This window comes from Streptomyces sp. R44, from assembly GCF_041053105.1.
Taxonomy (GTDB): domain Bacteria; phylum Actinomycetota; class Actinomycetes; order Streptomycetales; family Streptomycetaceae; genus Streptomyces.
The window spans coordinates 4,137,273-4,153,678 of record NZ_CP163444.1 but is presented as its reverse complement, the minus strand read 5'-3'; the positions used below and the strand labels follow the sequence as shown (position 1 = coordinate 4,153,678).

At 70.6% G+C, this 16,406-nt stretch carries 17 protein-coding genes and 1 tRNA gene; 7 read left to right on the top strand and 11 right to left on the bottom strand.

Going from position 1 to position 16,406, the window contains the following annotated elements; translation table 11 throughout:
• Positions 1–32: 32 nt before the first annotated feature.
• From AB5J54_RS19140 to AB5J54_RS19115, 6 genes are read right to left on the bottom strand one after another with little or no spacing between them, the layout of a single operon-like run.
• On the bottom strand, positions 33–1,154 hold the full coding sequence (locus AB5J54_RS19140) for a glycosyltransferase family 4 protein (RefSeq protein WP_369145127.1): 1,122 nt from the start codon (positions 1,152–1,154) through the stop codon (positions 33–35).
• On the bottom strand, positions 1,151–1,687 hold the full coding sequence (locus AB5J54_RS19135; RefSeq protein WP_369145126.1) for a deoxycytidine triphosphate deaminase: 537 nt from the start codon (positions 1,685–1,687) through the stop codon (positions 1,151–1,153). The genes AB5J54_RS19140 and AB5J54_RS19135 overlap by 4 nt, the downstream gene beginning before the upstream one ends.
• The gene (gene dcd, locus AB5J54_RS19130) at positions 1,684–2,223 is read right to left on the bottom strand and encodes a dCTP deaminase (RefSeq protein ID WP_369145125.1); all 540 of its coding nucleotides are present in this window, start codon (positions 2,221–2,223) and stop codon (positions 1,684–1,686) included. The genes AB5J54_RS19135 and dcd (AB5J54_RS19130) overlap by 4 nt, the downstream gene beginning before the upstream one ends.
• Entirely contained in the window at positions 2,220–3,458 is a 1,239-nt protein-coding gene (locus tag AB5J54_RS19125; RefSeq protein ID WP_369145124.1) for a metallophosphoesterase, read from the bottom strand. The genes dcd (AB5J54_RS19130) and AB5J54_RS19125 overlap by 4 nt, the downstream gene beginning before the upstream one ends.
• Positions 3,455–4,777: a UDP-N-acetylglucosamine 1-carboxyvinyltransferase gene (locus AB5J54_RS19120; protein WP_369145123.1), complete on the bottom strand. Its 1,323-nt coding sequence runs from the start codon at positions 4,775–4,777 to the stop codon at positions 3,455–3,457. Before AB5J54_RS19120 ends, AB5J54_RS19125 begins: the two co-directional genes overlap by 4 nt.
• Positions 4,774–5,226 (bottom strand): ATP-binding protein, encoded by a 453-nt coding sequence (locus AB5J54_RS19115; RefSeq protein ID WP_369145122.1) that lies wholly within the window; start codon positions 5,224–5,226, stop codon positions 4,774–4,776. The genes AB5J54_RS19120 and AB5J54_RS19115 overlap by 4 nt, the downstream gene beginning before the upstream one ends.
• Before the next feature lie 170 nt (positions 5,227–5,396).
• Here AB5J54_RS19115 and AB5J54_RS19110 point away from each other — a divergent pair, with 170 nt between their 5' ends.
• Together AB5J54_RS19110 and AB5J54_RS19105 are read left to right on the top strand one after the other, a co-directional pair.
• Entirely contained in the window at positions 5,397–6,680 is a 1,284-nt protein-coding gene (locus tag AB5J54_RS19110; RefSeq protein WP_369145121.1) for a helix-turn-helix domain-containing protein, read from the top strand.
• Positions 6,677–7,219, top strand: coding sequence for a flavoprotein (locus tag AB5J54_RS19105; RefSeq protein ID WP_369145120.1), 543 nt, complete (start codon positions 6,677–6,679; stop codon positions 7,217–7,219). The genes AB5J54_RS19110 and AB5J54_RS19105 overlap by 4 nt, the downstream gene beginning before the upstream one ends.
• 79 nt (positions 7,220–7,298) lie before the next feature.
• On the opposite strand, the gene AB5J54_RS19100 is transcribed toward AB5J54_RS19105, so the two are convergent.
• From AB5J54_RS19100 to AB5J54_RS19085, 4 genes are all read right to left on the bottom strand, one after another.
• Positions 7,299–9,005: a relaxase/mobilization nuclease domain-containing protein gene (locus tag AB5J54_RS19100; protein WP_369145119.1), complete on the bottom strand. Its 1,707-nt coding sequence runs from the start codon at positions 9,003–9,005 to the stop codon at positions 7,299–7,301.
• 4 nt (positions 9,006–9,009) lie between these two features.
• Positions 9,010–9,591, bottom strand: a complete 582-nt coding sequence (gene mobC, locus AB5J54_RS19095; protein ID WP_369145118.1) for a plasmid mobilization relaxosome protein MobC — start codon at positions 9,589–9,591, stop codon at positions 9,010–9,012.
• Between the two features lie 104 nt (positions 9,592–9,695).
• Positions 9,696–10,631, bottom strand: coding sequence for a DUF2637 domain-containing protein (locus AB5J54_RS19090; protein WP_369145117.1), 936 nt, complete (start codon positions 10,629–10,631; stop codon positions 9,696–9,698).
• Positions 10,632–10,975: 344 nt separating this feature from the next.
• Positions 10,976–12,178: a DUF3631 domain-containing protein gene (locus tag AB5J54_RS19085; RefSeq protein ID WP_369149394.1), complete on the bottom strand. Its 1,203-nt coding sequence runs from the start codon at positions 12,176–12,178 to the stop codon at positions 10,976–10,978.
• A gap of 290 nt (positions 12,179–12,468) precedes the next feature.
• On the opposite strand from AB5J54_RS19085, the gene AB5J54_RS19080 reads away from it, so the two are divergent.
• The 3 genes from AB5J54_RS19080 to AB5J54_RS19070 all read left to right on the top strand — a co-directional run bounded on the left by AB5J54_RS19080 (position 12,469) and on the right by AB5J54_RS19070 (position 14,580).
• Entirely contained in the window at positions 12,469–12,963 is a 495-nt protein-coding gene (locus AB5J54_RS19080) for a helix-turn-helix domain-containing protein (protein WP_369145116.1), read from the top strand.
• 185 nt (positions 12,964–13,148) lie between these two features.
• Positions 13,149–13,367, top strand: coding sequence for an excisionase family DNA-binding protein (locus AB5J54_RS19075; RefSeq protein ID WP_369149393.1), 219 nt, complete (start codon positions 13,149–13,151; stop codon positions 13,365–13,367).
• Between the two features lies 1 nt (position 13,368).
• Positions 13,369–14,580: a tyrosine-type recombinase/integrase gene (locus AB5J54_RS19070; protein WP_369145115.1), complete on the top strand. Its 1,212-nt coding sequence runs from the start codon at positions 13,369–13,371 to the stop codon at positions 14,578–14,580.
• Positions 14,581–14,816: 236 nt separating this feature from the next.
• Here the strand turns inward: AB5J54_RS19070 and AB5J54_RS19065 are convergent.
• Positions 14,817–14,890: transfer RNA gene (locus AB5J54_RS19065), tRNA-Gly, on the bottom strand.
• A gap of 405 nt (positions 14,891–15,295) precedes the next feature.
• Between AB5J54_RS19065 and dcd (AB5J54_RS19060) the strand changes: the two genes are divergently transcribed.
• Entirely contained in the window at positions 15,296–15,871 is a 576-nt protein-coding gene (dcd, locus tag AB5J54_RS19060; RefSeq protein ID WP_030690788.1) for a dCTP deaminase, read from the top strand.
• 13 nt (positions 15,872–15,884) lie between these two features.
• Positions 15,885–16,382: a phosphoribosyltransferase gene (locus AB5J54_RS19055; protein WP_369145114.1), complete on the top strand. Its 498-nt coding sequence runs from the start codon at positions 15,885–15,887 to the stop codon at positions 16,380–16,382.
• Positions 16,383–16,406 lie beyond the last annotated feature (24 nt).

The window sequence follows — 16,406 nt, the reverse complement described above, 5'->3', positions numbered from 1 at the left end:
TCGTGGGGGCGTTGCCCGGCCCCGACTGGTGTTCAGGTGAGCTGGTGGCCGAGGCCGGCCAGTTCTCGGGCGGTCTTCGACAGGGGGTACCGGGCGGCGTTGGCGTATCCCGCCTGCTGCAGGGTGGGGAGGAGGCCGGGTTCGGTTCGCAGGCGGTCGAGGTCCCGGGCGAGGGCGGTGGGATGGGTGAAGTCCGTGGCCAACCCAGAGCGGGCGAGAGCTTCGCTGAGGCCGGGGACGGGCTGGTAGAGGACGGGGAGGCCGCAGGCTTGGGCTTCCAGGGCGACCAGGCCCATGGCCTCCAGGGTCGTGGATGGCATGACGAGCACGTCGTGCTCGGCGAACGTTTTCCACAGCTGGGGACGGCGGAGCCAGCCGAGATAACGGGCCCTCACCCCGGCTCGTTGCAGCCTTGGGGCCAGCGCGCGGAACTGGGCGCCGGGGGCGGCGATCGACAGCTCGACGCCCTGGAGCGGGGCCACGCCCCGGAGCAGGGCCTCGGCGCCCTTCTCCGCGGTCAGCCGACCCGCGTACAGCAGGCGGAGGTGGCTCTTGGACGTGCGGGCGGTGCGGCTGGGCGGGTGAGTGAGGAGCCGGTCGGGGATGCCCCAGGGGATGTGGGTGATCTTGCGGCGGTCGGTCTGCGGGGCGAGCTTGAGGAGGTGGTCGGCCATGGCGCCGGTGGGGACGACGATGGCGTCGGCGGCCCGGGCAGTCGCCCGCAGGGCCTGGAGCTGGTCGCGGTGGGCTTCGGCGAAGATCAGGTCGGTGCCGTGGACCAGGGCGATGCGGGGGTGCGCGGGCAGGGCCCGGATCAAGGCGGGGGTGGCACCGAAGGCGAGGTGGTGCAGGTGGAGGACGTCGATCTGGGAGGGGTCGAGCGCGGCCGTCAGAGCCCTGCGCAGGGCGGCGACGTAGCGGCCGAAGGCCGGCCCCTCCAGGCACTTGCCGCCCGCGCTGAGCAGTTCGAGGCCGGCTGGCGTTCGGGGGCCGGGTCCGGCCGGGGTGAGCATGAAGGCCCTCGCAGGGATGAGGGGCTTTTCGCCGGTGTAGAGGTCGAGGAAGAGTTCGACGCTGCCGCCGGGGCTGCCGGCAGGCAGGTCCAGGAAGGTGGCGGTCATCGGTTCCTGGGCGGGACTGGCGAGGGAGTTCATCGGCTGCCTCCGGCGATCTCCTCGTAGAGGCGGGAGATGTCGATGCCCTCGGTGGCGGCGTACTTCGCCAGCTGCTGCTGGTAGCTGGCCGGTGTGCCCTGGGTGGCTAGGAAGACCAGCTTGCCGAACGTCATGCCCGGATATACGCGGACGGGGCGGGCGGCGCGGATCTCCAGGGTCCAGCGGATCGCGTGTCCCTGGTGCCCGAGCGGGGCGGAGACGTGGACCCAGATGCCGAGGGCGCCGATGGTGCGGTCACCGTTGAGCATCTGCGCGTACGTCTCCGAGCCGGTGCGCTCGTGGGTGACGCCGAGGTAGAGCAGTCCGGGCTGGAGGACCAGGCCGGTGCTGGGGATCGTCTGCTCGGTGTAGGCGGTGGGGGCGGCGGCGTCGAGGTCGCCGTCGCACACGCGGAGGGTGTCGCCGAGGCGCCAGTCGTAGGCGTTCGGGGAGACACGGGTGGGGTCGTACGGGGCGATGGTGATCGCGCCGACTCGGATGGCGGCGGTGATCGCGGGGCCGGTGAGGATCACGAGGCGACCGCCCCGACGCGGGCGGTGTCCCGCCAGTAGCGGGAGGGCTGGGGGCCGTCGGCGGCCTGGTACTTGCCCGCGTACAGGTCGATGTCGCCGGTGGAGACGAAGAACATGATCTGCCCGATCTTCATGCCCGCGTACACGCGCAGAGGCCGGATCGGGGAGAGCATCAGGGTCCACTGGCCGTGGAAGCCGATGTCGCCGATGGGGGCGGTGATCTCGACGAACAGGCCGAGTCGGCCGACGGAGGAGCGGCCGAACAGCAGCGGGACGAAGGTGTCGGAGCCGACCTGTTCGAGGGTGTGGCCGAGGTAGAGCTCGCCGGGCTGCAGGACGTACCCGTCCTCGCCGATCTCGACCGTGGCGGTCGGGTTGGGCTGGTGGGCGTCGATGACGGCGGTCGTGTAGGTCAGCAGGGTGGGGCCGAGGCGGACGTTGTAGCTGTTGGGGTTGACCTGCCCGGGTTCGAACGGGCTGATCGTCAGGCGGCCGTCGTGGGCGGCGGCAGTGATCTCGGGGCCGGTGAGGATCATCGGGCACCGTCCTTGTTCTCGCTCCGGGGTAAGGGCGTGGCGATGGTTCCGCGGACGGCCTCGCCGAGGCGGAGGCCGGCCTGGTGGGTGCGTCCGCCGAGGTAGGTGTCGGCGAGGTAGTCCGTGGTCAGGACGGACCGGATGCCCTGCGGCAGCGGCCGGGGGGCGAGGGCCAGTGGGCCGGTCTGCTGGGTCAGGTGCTTGAGCAGGCTGTCCGGATCCTCCGCGTACCCGTTGGGGAGGTAGGCGTGGACGAGCTGGTTGTCGAACGGCTCGATGGCCAGCAGGTCCCCGAGCGTCAGGACGTCGCCCAGGCGGGTGGAGCGCAGGGCGGTTTCGTTGAGGAGGACGGCGTCGGCGCCGAGGCCCGTGTGCAGCCGGGCGGTGATGTCCTGGAGGAGCTGGCGGCGGTCGAGGACGGTGTCGCGGTAGGGCTCGTCGAGGGTGCCGAGGGGAGTGGCGAGCATCCGGCAGGTGGAGCTGACCCTCTCGTCCAGGGCTGCGAGGTCGTTCGGGACGTCCGGTGGGGTGGGGAAGACGGCGGTACGGGCGGCCCAGCCGGAGCCGACGGGTTCGGCGGCGGCGTATCCGGCGGCCAGCTCACGGCCCTTGACCACGAGGGTGTCGCCGACGTGCACCGGACCGTAGGTGTCGCTGTGGCAGTGACCGGCGAAGATGACGTCCACGAACGGACAAGCCTCGGCGAGCTTGAGGTCCTCGTCGAAGCCGGAGTGGGACAGCACGATCCACGAGTCCACGTGGTGATGGTGTTCCAGCATCAGCTCGCGCAGCGCGGTCACGGGGTCGGTGACGTGGTGTCCGGCCCGCTGGACGGCAGGGACGGTGTGGAACGCGCTCACGCCGATGACCGCGGTGACGGCGACCCGGCGGCCGTGTACCTCGACGACACGGAGACGGTCGAACAGCGGTCGTCCGGTGGCGTCGTCGACGACGTTGGCGCAGACCGTCATCTCGCGCAGGCCGGGCTCGAAGTAGTGGGGCCAGCCGTGGTTGCCGGGAGCGAGCACGTCGTACAGCGTCGTGACGATCTCCCGCTCGATGGCGCCCTTGCCCAGGCGGTAGTAGCCCGTGCCCTCGAAGAAGTCCCCACAGTCGACGACGAGGCTGTCGTGCCTCATCGTGTGCAGGTACGCGAGCATCGGCAGGGCGTCGTCGAAGGCCGAGTGGACATCGGTGGTAGCGATGATGCGCTCGAAGCGCCCGGTCGCGGTCATGGGGTGACCTCGCAGATGTCGGCTCCCAGAGCGAGGAGCTTTCCGGGCAGGTCGGCGTGGCCGCGGCGGATTTGGTTGACCCCGCCGAGCGTCGTGACGCCGCGGGCGGTGAGGCCGGCGACCATCAGCGCTGAACCCGTGCGGATGTCGGTTGCCTCCACTCCTGCACCCGTCAGCCGCTGCGGGCCAGTGAACCGGCATTCGGTGGAGGACAGTTCGGTGATCTCGCCGCCCATGCGGACGAGCTGGGGAATGAGGTTGCTGTGGCGCCCGGGGTTGATCGGGTCCGAGAAGAGGTGGGTGCCGGGGAAGCCCAGGGCGAGCCCGAGGAGCGGCGGCTCGAAGTCGGCGTCGAGGCCGTTGGGGGCGAGGGTGGCCATGGCCCGCAGGGGGCGGCCGGTCGGCTGGGTGTCCCGTCCGTGGACGACCAGGGTCTCCGGTTCGTTGGTCGTGGGGATGCCCATCCGGTGGAGGGCGCCGACCAGCGGCGCGACATCGGGTCCGTGGACGCCCTCGACCCGCGCGGTTCCGCCGGTTGCGGCCACGGCGCAGGCCAAGGTCCCGGCCTCGATCTTGTCTCCAGGCACCTTCCAGACGGGTACATCCTCTTCCGGGACGGAAGACGGCGGCACGAGAGTCAGGACGCGCTCGCGGGCACGGCACTCGTACCCCACGGCCATCAGCGCGTTCAGGACGCCGAGGACCTCCGGGGAGAGGTTCGGCTGCCCGAGCCGCAGCGGCGTACCGGCAACCACAGCGCGCAGGACCGCGGCGATCGTCGCCCCGCGCGACCGGAACGGCAGGACCAGCGACACCGTGCCACGGACGGCCTTGCCGGCTTCGACGACGTACCCGTTGTCATCTACGCGGACGCGATCGCCGAAGGCTTCGTACACCTTGAAGTGCTGCTCCATCCCGCGGTCGCCGATCCGGCAACCGCCTGGCCAGGGAAGCCGGGCCTGGCCGCACAGGGCGATCAGAGCGGGGACGAGGTAGTACGAGGCCCGGATGCTGGACGCGGCCTCGCGCAGGCCGTCGGGCATCGGGGCCGTCTCGCGGGGAAGGACAAGGACGGTGTGGTCGTCACCGACCGGATGGGCGGTGTTCCAGCCCGACTGCCGCAGCAGATCCAGAAGGGTCTGGACGTCCGAGCTGGCGGGCACGTTGTCGAGACGGACGGGGCGAAGGAGGGCTGCCGCAGCGGCTACGAGCGGGAGCGCGGCGTTCTTCGAACCATCGACCGTCACGGCACCGGTGAGGGGCCGGCCGGGCCGGATCGCGATCACCTGGGACATGACGGCGGGGACGCGGGTACTCACGTACAACTCCTCTGCGTGGGAAGGGACAAGGCGGCAGCAGCCCCGGCCGGAGGCGGGGCGGCCAAGTCGATCTCGGCCCAGCAGCACTTGCCGGAGTCGGTCGGCGTCGTGCCGAAGCGGTCTGCGAGGACACCGACGAGGAAGAGACCACGTCCGCCCTCGCTGTCTTCGTCAGGTAGCGCCGGTCTCGGCAGAGTGCGGCTCGCGTCGCTGACCTCCACCCGCAAGGCCGTGGCGCAGAATTGGATGACGAAGCTGATCGGCTGGTGGCCGGCGTATCGGACCGCGTTCGTGACGAGCTCGCTGACGACCAGCTCGGCCGTCTGGATGGCTTCCGACGCCGCTGTCACCGTGGGGCAGGCGGTTATGGCCTCCCGCACCTGGCGTCGTGCCGTGGGCACGGCGACCGGTGCGGGAGGGAGAGTCAAGGTGAGCTGGTGCGCTTCCACGAGCGGCCTCCAGGAGTCGGATCGACCACCCCAAGGAACCGCGCGGTCAGCCTCGTTCGCGACGCCGTGTGCCCGTCCCGCATCTTCTATGCAGAAGCTGCATGAAGCCCCTGCGTCGCTCGCCTACGCTCGACCGCAGGGGCATGCTCGACGCGGACGGAAGGGCATGGATGGCAGAAGTGAAGACCGAGGCCGAGAAGATCGGCGAGACGATCAAACACGCCCGACAGCGCACCGGCCGCTCGCAGACGGACGTTGCCACCGCGCTGGGCTACCACCAGTCGAAGCTCAGCCGCCTGGAGAACGGACGGGGTACGGAAGACACCCGGGTCTTACGTGCTGTCGCCTCCGAACTGGGCATCGCCCTCCATCTTCTTGGCCTGAGCGGCCCCGGCCCGTCCGTAGAAACGACCGACGATCCCGAGACAGAAGACATGCGCCGCCGAACCTTCCTCGCCGCGAGCATCGCCTCCCTCACGGCCCCGGCGACGCCCGCCACCGCCGCCCATGACGACCTTGTACGCGCACTTCTCCCTGGCCCCAGAGCAGGCTCCGCCTCTTCGTGGAACGGAGAGATGCAGCCCCTGCGGGACAGACTCACCACCGCCCGCCGCCTCTTCTGCACCTGCGACTACGCGGAGCTGGAGGCGATGCTGCCTGGTCTCATCGCCGATCTGCGGGAGGCGACAGGCGATCACCGCAACGCCGAGGAGACGGCCGGGCTTCTGGCCACCGCTTACCGGACCTCGACGAGCCTGCTGCTCAAGCAGGGCGACCAGGGCAACGCCTGGTTGGCGGTGGGACGTGCCATGGCAGAGGCCGAGCGCTCCGGTGATCCCGTCGTCCTCGCCTCCAGCGTCCGCCTTCACGCCCACGTCCTGACCCGCGAGAAACACACCGCCCAGGCCGTCACCCTCGTCCGCCACACCGCGGGCCAGCTCGCCGGCTCCTACGATCGGCACCCGCCCCGATACCTCGCCGCCGTCGGTCTGCTGCTTCTACGGGGAGCGACCGCGGCCAGCCGCGGCGGTGACCGCGCCGCCACCCGGGAGTTCCTCGACGAGGCACGGGAGGTCGCCCGGTACGTCGCGCTCGACCAGCCCGACGCCTGGGCCAACTTCAGCCCGACCAACGTCGCGATCCATGCCGTCAGCGCCTCGGTGTCCTTCGGCGACGCCGGTATCGCCCTGAACGCCGCGGCACCCCTTATGCGCCGACACATTCCCGCGCCCGAACGACGAGCAGCGCTCTGGGTCGAAGCCGCGCGTGCCTACAACCAGCAGGGCCGCCTTGCCGAGGGCTACCAGGCCCTCCGCATCGCCGAGACCTGCGCCGCCCAGGACGTACGCCGCCCCGCCGTCCGCGACCTGGTCGCCGACATGGCCGCCCGCGACCGGCGACGTACGCTGCCCGAGCTCCACCACTTCAGCCGCCGACTGGGAGTCCCCGCGTGACCGCACAGCCGTTCCTGTACGTCGTCGTCTGCGCCGCCGGCATCGCGGGCGACGCCCACAAGCTGATCACCGCCGCGCAGGAGCAGGGCTGGGGCGTCGGCGTCATAGCCACACCCCAAGGGCTCGGCTTCCTCGACACCGAGGCGATCGAGGCCCAGACCGGCTACCCGATCCGCTCGGCCTGGCGCAGCCCGGGTGACCCGCGCCCGCTCCCGCCGGCCGACGCCATCGCTGTCGCGCCGGCTACGTTCAACACGATCAACAAGTGGGCGGCAGGCATCGCCGACACCCTCGCCCTCGGCATCCTGTGCGAGGCGTACGGGATGGGCATTCCGATTGCCGTCCTGCCGTACGTGAACGCCGCCATGGCCGCACACCCGGCCTACGGCCGGAGCCTGGACCAGCTGCGCGAGATGGGTGTGCTGGTCGGGTCGTACGAGCCTCACCGCCCCAAGGCAGGCGGTGGAGCGGACCGCTTCCGTTGGGAGGAGGCGCTGGAGCTGCTGGACGGCAAGATCGCAGGCTCTTCCGGACGGTGATCGCCGTTCCCTTGGGGAACGCGACGGCTGTTCCCCAAGGGAACGCATTCGATGTTCCTTCGGGGAACACATCGGCCGGTCAACGTCGCCGCACGTGTGGCTGCTGCGGTGCAGCGGCTGGTGTGGCCGTCGGCGGGTGGATCTGGGCGCTGGGACGGCGTGTGGTGCTGCGGGACATGGCTGCCTGGGCGAGAGGGCCGGGTGCGTGGCGTTGGCCGAGGCGGTGGATGCGCCAGGTCAGGGCGCGGGCGGGGTTGCGGGCGTCGTCGAGGGTGCGTTGGCCGAGGGCCTGGTCGAGGAGAGTGGTCGGGTTGTGGCCCGCCGTTTCCGCGTCGGCGAGGACGGTGGCGAGGGCGTCCCAGGCGGGGTCCTTCAGGATGCGGTCGGCGTGCTCGGGGGCGGCCTGCTGGAGGTGACGGGCGTAGCGCTGTTTGGTCTGGATGCCGGGGGTGCGGCGGGCGAGGCCGTCCAGGACCGGGACGGCGACCTGGGCATAGGCGGTCTGGAGGTGGACGAGGGCCTGCTGGGCTGCCGCCTCCTGCTGGGCGTGCTGGTGGGTGCGGTGCCAATGCTTCGCGAAGGCCACGGCGATGAGGGCGGCGTCCAGCAACATCGCCAGCCCGGCCCCGTCGCGCGTCGCGGCGGGGGTGCGCAGGATCGCCTGGACGCTGCGGCGCAGGACGCGGGCGCTGTCGAGGTCGGCGGTGAGGCGGGAGCGGGTGGCGCGCTCGAAGAGGGCGGCGGCCCGTTCGAGTTCGGTCCTCGCCGCGGCTGGTGCGGTGAGTGGCAGCAGGTCGAGGGCTCCACCGAGGGCGACGAGCTGGCCTTGGGCGATGTGGTCGCTGCTGTGCGTGAGGCGGTGGGGGATGCGTTCGGTGGCGGCGGTGGCCTGGTGCCAGGGGTCGGCCGGCCGGGCGGTGACCGGTTCGGGTGTGGTGTCGGTGAGGCGGTGGCGGATCTTGGGCAGGGAGAGGTCGCCGGCAAGGGTGGAGCCGGAGAACCACACCGGTTCCCCGTGTTTGTTGAGGTCGCCGGCCAGGGCGACGCTGTAGCCGAGGATGTCGCCGGACGGTCCGACCTTGGGCCGGACGTCTACGCCGGTCGCCTCCAGCAGGGCGAAGAACTCGGTCTCGCTGGAGGCGGCTGCCACGGCGCGGCGGACGCGCATGCGCAGGATCTCGCGGGTGGTGGTGTCCTGGCCCTGGCGCTTGGCCTTGAAGTGCTCCTTGCTGGTGGGGCGTTTGGCGGCGGTGCCGTCGCCGGGGTTGAGGCGGCGCAGGCCGAGGTCGGCTTCGATCTGGCGGGCTTCGCGCTGGACGGCGCGGATGTCGTGGTCGCGGCGGGGGCGGCGTCCGTCCTGGCGTACGAGGGTGGCGGCGATGTGGATGTGGTCGTCGGCGTGGCGGACCGCGACCCAGCGGCAGGCTTCCTCGTCGCCTTCGGGGGCGATGCCGGCGACGGCCACGATCCGGCGGGCGATGTCCGCCCACTGGGCGTCGGTCAGGATCGGGTCCTCGGGCGCGGCACGCATGGGGCAGTGCCACACCGTGGTCGTCGGGGCCTTGTCGCCGAGCATCTTCACGGGCTGGTCGAGCTGCGCGGCGAGCTGGTCCTCGACGTCCCTGGGATTGCGGCGGGGGCTGCGGCCGGGGTCGGGGGCGAAGCCGTTCCAGGACGCCACCAGGTGCGGGTCGGTGTGCTCGTTGGCGGAGCCCGGGCCGTAGAGGTAGCCGATCAGGCGGCGGGTGGCACGCGCACCCTTGCCAAGGATGATCTTCGGTATCACGCGGTCACCGCCCCGAGATCACCTGGGCGACGGCCAGGTCCACATCGTCGACCGATGTCTCGACCCGGTCCAGCAGCCTCGCCACGATGTCCGGCGCGGGCCAGGCGCCGTCCTTGTTGAGGTGGCAGGCGAGCTGGTTGAGGTTGTTGCCGATCAGTGCGAGCTGGCGATTGGCGGCCATCAGCGCCTTGACCATGGCGCGGTAGTCGGCGACCGCGGCGGTGGGGTCGTCGGAGCGGGCGGCGGCGAGCGAGGTCTCGGCGACGTAGCCGCCGATCTGCATGCGGCTGAGGTGAGCGGCGGTTGCGAGGAGGGCGAACTCATCGTGGCTGTAACGGGGGTGGACGCGCTTCTCGCGCAGCGTGGGTTCGCGAAGACGGCGGCGCGGCGCGGACGGCTGTGTGGCTTCTCCCTGAGTCGGCTCCCCCGGGCCGGCCGACAGCGGCGTCCCCTCAGCGCCGGACGCCTCCGCCTCCCCTGGGGCGGAGGCCGGGTAAGGACTCCTTACCCGACAACTTGCTGCGCTGTTGAGGCCGGTGATCGTCTCCTGCTGGGTGGTGGGGAGTTCGTGGTGCGGGTCGTGCATGGGTCGGTTCTCCGTGGGGTGATAGTGCCTGGGGCTTGGCTGTGCGAGGCCCCGTGTCCCCGTGCTCGGCTGCACGGGGACACGGGATGCGCCGAAGGGCAGGATCAGACGGTGCGCGCGGGGGAGGCGCCTTCGTCGAGCGACCCGGCCTCGAAGGCGTTGTACGTGACGGGTTGGACCTGACCGGTGCGGTCGGCCTGCAGTTGGTCGCGCAGGAGTCGGGAGGGTTTCTGGCCGATCCGTAGTTCGGTACGCAGCCGCACGGCGGTGAGCTGTTCGTCGGTCCAGTCGGCGGTCAGGAGTCGGGCCCGATCGAGGAGTTCGGGCGAGATGCCGGTCTGGTCGGTGGTCGACTTGGCGGGAGCGGGGACCTGACCGGTCGCCCGACGTGGGGAGGCTCCGGTCGACTCCGCCACTGCGGCCGATCGGGGCGGCCGGGTGGCGGGGGACGATTCGGCTCCCTCGGCCGGCCCCGTCACGGGCGCTTCGGTGACCTCCATGCGGGTCGACTCGGGCAACTGCTGGGGGACCGATTCGGCCCGGTCAGGCGTCGACTGCGGGGCCTGCTCGCCAGCCGACTGGCCAGAGGCCAGTTCGGAGGAGTCGGCCGACTCGGGGTTGTGGTGCAGCACCTTGGCCACGAGGTCCGACCCGAAGTAGATCGACCCGACCGGCAGTGAGGTCGCCAGCAGGACGAGGGCCCAGTTCGCGTAGTCCAAGTCGGTCAGTCGGCCCCACTGGATCGAGTCGGTGTGCAGGGCCGGTACGAGGCCGTGCACGTAGTTCAGTAGGAGGCTGGCGATCGTGTAGGTCGCCAGGACCCGTAGCGCGAACTTCCGGTCGGCCCCGGTCAGCACGAGCGTGGCGATCAGCGCGAGGGCCATGAGCCCGTCGACCACGATCGGGTAGAGCAGGGCGGCGGTGGAGTCGGCGCCGATGGCGCGGGCCACGTCGGACAGCGCGTTCCACGAGACTCGGAAGGCCATGAGGACGACGGCCACCAGGCCGATGACGAGGGCGATGCGTCCCGTGCGGTTCACGCGCCGACTCCCAGCGGGTGTGGGTGCTCGGCGAGTGTTGCCAGGGTCGGCACGCCGCTTGAGGTCGTCGTTCTTGGCGCCGGAGGCGAACCGCGCGATACCGGCGCGGATGCTGCGCATGGCTGCCGGGGCGCTTGGAGCAGGGAGGTGCAAGGTGGAGGGCTCCAGGGCTGGGTGTGGCCGCCGGCGTGGGCGGCCGTGAGCGGTGGGGACTCGTCCCACCCGTCCCGCTGCTGGTCAGGGCTGGTACGGGTGGGGCGGTGATGTCGAGTCGACTCGTTGCGGGTCGCTGACTCGTCCCCGCGCTGACCTGCGCGGGGACGAGTGGGACGAGTCGGGGAGGGTCAGGCGCCGGGCTCGACCGGGAGGGTCGCGGTTGCCTCGGGCGGGCAGTAGCGGGTCCAGGCGTCGGTGAACTGGGCGCGGGTGAAGCCCTTGGCCTGGTGGCCGCCGGGGAAGCGGCGGTTGGCCGACTTGATGCCGTAGTCCTGGAGCAGGATCTGCAGGCCGCGCGGCGTGAGCCCGTTGGGGCTGTGCTCGGCCCAGGGCGCCTCTGGGTCGGCGTTGAGGATCTCCAGGAGGCGGCCGGTGCGGATCGCCGGCTGGTCTCCTTCGGAGGCGAAGGCGCGGCGGATGTCGGCGAGGATGCGGATCTTCAGTCCGCCGTCCTCGTCGCGCCCGGCCTCGTAGTCGGTCATGGCCGTGCACGCGGTGCGGGCGAGGACGGGCCAGTGTCCGCCCGCGAGGTCGGCGACGCTGATCAGCGGCGCCCAGGTGTCGGCGGCGCGGTCCTCGACCGGCATCTTCGGTTCCAGGGCGAGTGCCTTCTCGCGTACGGAGGCGAGCCAGGCCGCCAGCCGGGTCCGGAGCTCGCGTACGGTCAGGTCGTCGCGGCCGTAGCGCCAGGCGCTGACCTTCTCGGTCTCGGCTCGGCGGCGCATGCGGATGACGACCGACCGGTCCATGATCGTGTCGGGGAGGTCGCCGATTCCGGCGAGGGCGGCCATGGCGAAGGTGTCGAACTTGACCACCTCGTGGTTGGGGCCGGTGACGCGCAGGGTGGGCCGGTTGCGCTGGTGGCCGGCGTTGAGCAGGCCGCGCATCTCCTCGTTCTTCTCCGCGACCTTCGCGCTGCCGAAGATCGTGTCGACTTCGTCGACCAGGAGCGTGGGCGGGTTGCCCTCGCCGATCGACCGGAAGATCGCCGCGGCGGAGGCGTTGACCGTGATCAGCGGCTCGTGGACCGCCTCGATCAGGACTTCGAGCAGCCGCGATTTCCCGCAGCGCTTGGCGGGCCCGACCACCGCCAGGCGCGGTGCGTGCTGCCACACCGTCTGCAGGTGGGTCGCCGCGGCCCAGAGCGTGGTCGCGGTCAGGGCTTCGTCGCTCGGCATCACGACGTAGCGCCGGATCGCGTCCCGGAGCAGGTCCAGGACCTCTACGCCCTCGGGGTCTGCGGCGGGCGGCGGGGCGGTCGGCTGGCCGGGGATCGCTGTCGGCGGCCACTCGACGGGAAGCGATGGCGTGTTCGGGGTGGCTTCGTCCATACTGGACATCGAGCTCCTCAATCTGCGGGCCATACGGGACGGCAATCCCGGCCTTGCAGCTAGTCGTTCAGGGATGGGCGGCGTGAGGTTTGCGCTTTGAGCCCCTCGGTGTCGCAAGCACTGGGGGGCTTTTTGCATGTCTGGCTAGGTGCTGGCGGTCTCCTGCGGACAGCAGCGGTCCAGCACAACAACCATGCCACACGCAGAGCGACTATGCAAGCGGCAGAGCATGGTGTACTGTTTAGGCTGCTGCGAATTGCAGGAACGTGCTGCGACAGGAAGGAGGGGGAATGTCCGACGACGACCACGAGAACGCGTCCGAGGGCGTCCTGCTCAAGGGCGAGGACAACGCCGCCAAGCGGATCAAGGCCGAGCGCGAGCAGCGCGGCTGGAGCACCACCACGCTCTCCGACCGCCTCAACGAGGCCGGCTACGAGATGAACCCGTCAGGGGTGTGGCGGATCGAGAACGGCAAGCGCCGCATCAACCTCGACGAGGCCATCGGCTTCGCCGAGGTCTTCGGGGTCTCCCTGTCCAACCTCGTCGGCCCGCCCGCCCTGGCCGCCGCCGGCCGCGCCATGGAGCTGATCGACACCGTGGTGGCCGCCAGCGCGGCCGCCCAGCGCGCTCAGCACACGTACCGCCGGGTCAACGCCGAACTCATCGCCTACCTCGACGAGCACCCGGACATCCGCGAGGAGGCCAACGCGGTGGTCAGCAACGCCATCGCCGAGAGCACCATGAAGATCAACCAGGAGGAGTTCGGCCTGCCGCCCGAGCCGTAGCCGGCTCCTCCGGCCGCCCCTGGACCGCAAACCCCAGGACCCGGCCAGTCACACGCCCATCCCATCCCTGAACGACACCGGCCCGGCCGGGGGTTGCCGCCCCACCAGCCGAGGCCAGGAGAGGACCCCGCTTGCGCCACACGGCGATACCCCACGCCTCCACCCGGCCCCGCACGGCGAAGGAGGTGAACAACAACGACCGCCTGCTCACGGTCGACGAGGCCGCCGAACGCCTCGGCACCGGCGTCCGCTTCATCCGACGCCTCATCTCCGAGCGCCGCATCCGCTACGTCAAGCTCGGCAAGCACGTCCGCATCGCCGACAGCGTCCTGACCGCGTATGTAGAGGAGCGCACGGTCGAACCCGTCCGCGCCCGCCGCACGGGCTTCGGGCTGGTGGCCTGACATGACGCGATCTCGCAGGAAGGCCCCGCGCCGCAGCTTCGGCGCGATCCGCAAGCTGCCCTCGGGCCGCTACCAGGCCCGCTATCCCGGAGCGGGCGGCGTACTGCGCGCGGCGCCGCAGACCTACGAGACCAAGCGCGAAGCCGAGCTGTTCCTCGCTCAGATCCAGGCCGAACAGGCCCGGGGCGACTGGATCGACCCGGCCGCTGGCGAGGTCCTGTTCGCCGAGTACGCCACGCGCTGGATCGACGAGCGCGGCGTCGCGGCCACGACCGACGAGCTGTACCGGCGGCTGCTCCGCCTCCACCTGGAGCCGACGTTTGGCAGCCAGTACGTCAACGCCATCAGCCCCGCCAAGGTCAGGACCTGGCGCGCGGAACGGCGGAACGCGACCGGTGCCACGACGACCGCCAAGTCGTACCGGCTGCTGAAGGCCATCATGCAGACGGCAGTCGAGGACGACCTGATCCGGCGGAACCCCTGCTCGATCCGCGGGGCAGGGCGCGAGGATGCGGACGAACGCCCCGTGGCCACCGTCGGGCAGGTCTTCGCTCTCGCCGAGGCCATCGGCATCCGCTGGCGGCTGATGGTTCTGCTCGGCGCCTTCGCCTCCATGCGGCCCGAGGAACTGGCCGAGCTACGCCGAGGCGACATCGACCTCGACACCGGTTCGGTTCGGGTGCGGCGAGCCGCTCCGGAACTCAACACCGGCAGAAGGGTCATCGGCGACCCCAAGTCCCGAGCGGGCAAACGGGAGATCATGCTGCCCGGCTTCATCCTCCTCGACGTCCGCCGGCACCTGGAGTGGTTCGCCCAGGACGGACCCGACGGCCTCGTCTTCGTAGGGGAGAGGGGTGCCGCCCTCCGTGGCACCACCTTCGGTCGGAAGTGGCGCAAGGCCCGTGACGCGGTCGGCATGCCGAAGGAGTTCCGCTTCTACGACCTCCGGCACACCGGAAACACCCTCGCCGCCGACACCGGCGCCAAGCTCAAGGACCTGATGGTCCGCGCGGGTCAGTCGTCCGAGCGTGCGCAGCTGATCTACCAGCACTCCACCAAGGAGCACCAGCGCAAGCTCGCCGGTGACATCGACGCCACCGTCCGGAGCCAGCTCGCGTCGGCGGACCGCGAGTCGGGCAACAGCGCGACCGCCACCGTCCACCGGATCGTTCCCCCGCTCGCGGCTCCTGCCGGAGTGGCCCGGCGGAGGTGACGCACAGGGGGTGCGGTCCCGGAACCTACCCGGGCCGCACTCCCTGCGGCGTGTGGTGCAGGTCACTCGAAATCCGTCTCGGGATTCAAGACCACTCGGCGTGCGGTGGCCGCGAGTGACGGTTCGGGGCCCAATCTGACGCACCGTTACGGCACTTATGGCACGCGAATGGCACGCAGGCCCCGAGAGGTCTAGACAACAAACAAGCCCCAGGTCGCTGACCTGGGGCTTTACTGTGGAGCGGATGACGGGAATCGAACCCGCGCTATAAGCTTGGGAAGCTCATGTTCTACCATTAAACTACATCCGCACAGCGGCCGGATGATCCGTGCCGCATCGTTGCACACTGTACCCCATGCGCCACTTGAGGCGAAGCTCACCGCTTCGGCCGTGCGGAGTGCCGCGTGGAGGGCGCCCCCTTCATCCCCTAATGTGGCTGATCGTCCACCACATGTGTAGGGGAAGGGACTTGATGGCTTCGATGGAGCGCACCGTCGTCCGTTGTGCCGAAGGGCATGTGTTCAGTACCGCCTCGTTCCCGCTTCAGCAGCTCGGTGCCGGGCGCATCGGGCCCGGGCGGCTCATCCGCTGTCCGCGGTGTGCGCGGTTGCGGCACGCGGTGCCGGTGGAGGTCGGGCGGCGCTGAGCCGTGCGGTGCCGGGCGCGGACGGCTGCCGATTGGGGCAGGTCCGCGCCCTCTGCGTATCGTGGGGGCGTGCTTCTCTCAGACAAGGACATCCGGGCCGAGATCGACGCCGGACGGGTGCGCATCGACCCGTACGACGAATCCATGGTGCAGCCGTCGAGCATCGACGTGCGTCTCGACCGCTTTTTCCGGGTGTTCGAGAACCACCGCTACCCCCACATCGACCCCGCCGTCGAGCAGCTGGACCTCACCCGTGAGGTCGAGCCGGAGGGCGACGAGGCGTTCATCCTGCATCCGGGCGAGTTCGTGCTCGCCTCGACCTACGAGGTCATCACCCTGCCGGACGACATCGCGTCGCGTCTGGAGGGGAAGAGTTCCCTCGGGCGGCTCGGGCTCGTCACGCACTCGACCGCCGGGTTCATCGACCCCGGTTTCTCGGGGCACGTGACCCTGGAGCTGTCGAACCTCGCCACCCTGCCGATCAAGCTCTGGCCCGGCATGAAGATCGGCCAGCTGTGCATGTTCCGGCTGAGCTCGCCCGCCGAGTTCCCGTACGGGAGCGAGCGGTACGGCTCGCGGTACCAGGGTCAGCGGGGGCCGACGGCCTCCCGTTCCTACATGAACTTCCATCGGACCCAGGTGTGAGGCGGTCGCAGGCATGAGTGAAGTACGCGAGAACCTGACGTACGAGGGCTTCGGGACCGCCATCCGCGAGCTCGCGCAGACCATCGCCGACGACGGCTACGAGCCCGACCTCGTGCTCTCCATCGCCCGTGGCGGGGTGTTCGTCGCCGGCGGGCTCGCCTACGCCCTCGACTGCAAGAACATCCACCTGGTGAACGTGGAGTTCTACACCGGTGTGGGGACGACGCTGGAGATGCCGGTCATGCTGGCGCCCGTGCCCAACGCGATCGACTTCAGCGACAAGAAGGTGCTGATCACCGACGACGTCGCCGACACCGGCAAGACCCTGAAGCTCGTCCACGACTTCTGCGTCGACCACGTCGCCGAGGTCCGCTCCGCCGTCATCTACGAGAAGTCCCACTCCCTCGTGAAGTGCGAGTACGTGTGGAAGAAGACCGACGAGTGGATCAACTTCCCCTGGTCGGTCGAACCGCCCGTCGTGAAGCGCGAGGGTCAGGTTCTCGACGCCTGAGCCCCCCATATGCGCAAAGGAGAA

Excerpts from the sequence above, each read along its gene's own strand:
- AB5J54_RS19085 (WP_369149394.1), bottom strand. The coding sequence starts at position 12,178 with ATGGACGAAGCCACCCCGAACACGCCATCGCTTCCCGTCGAGTGGCCG.
- AB5J54_RS19055 (WP_369145114.1), top strand. The coding sequence starts at position 15,885 with ATGAGTGAAGTACGCGAGAACCTGACGTACGAGGGCTTCGGGACCGCC.
- AB5J54_RS19070 (WP_369145115.1), top strand. The coding sequence starts at position 13,369 with ATGACGCGATCTCGCAGGAAGGCCCCGCGCCGCAGCTTCGGCGCGATC.
- AB5J54_RS19125 (WP_369145124.1), bottom strand. The coding sequence starts at position 3,458 with ATGACCGCGACCGGGCGCTTCGAGCGCATCATCGCTACCACCGATGTC.
- AB5J54_RS19140 (WP_369145127.1), bottom strand. The coding sequence starts at position 1,154 with ATGAACTCCCTCGCCAGTCCCGCCCAGGAACCGATGACCGCCACCTTC.
- AB5J54_RS19110 (WP_369145121.1), top strand. The coding sequence starts at position 5,397 with ATGGCAGAAGTGAAGACCGAGGCCGAGAAGATCGGCGAGACGATCAAA.
- dcd (WP_369145125.1), bottom strand. The coding sequence starts at position 2,223 with ATGATCCTCACCGGCCCCGAGATCACTGCCGCCGCCCACGACGGCCGC.
- mobC (WP_369145118.1), bottom strand. The coding sequence starts at position 9,591 with ATGCACGACCCGCACCACGAACTCCCCACCACCCAGCAGGAGACGATC.
- AB5J54_RS19080 (WP_369145116.1), top strand. The coding sequence starts at position 12,469 with ATGTCCGACGACGACCACGAGAACGCGTCCGAGGGCGTCCTGCTCAAG.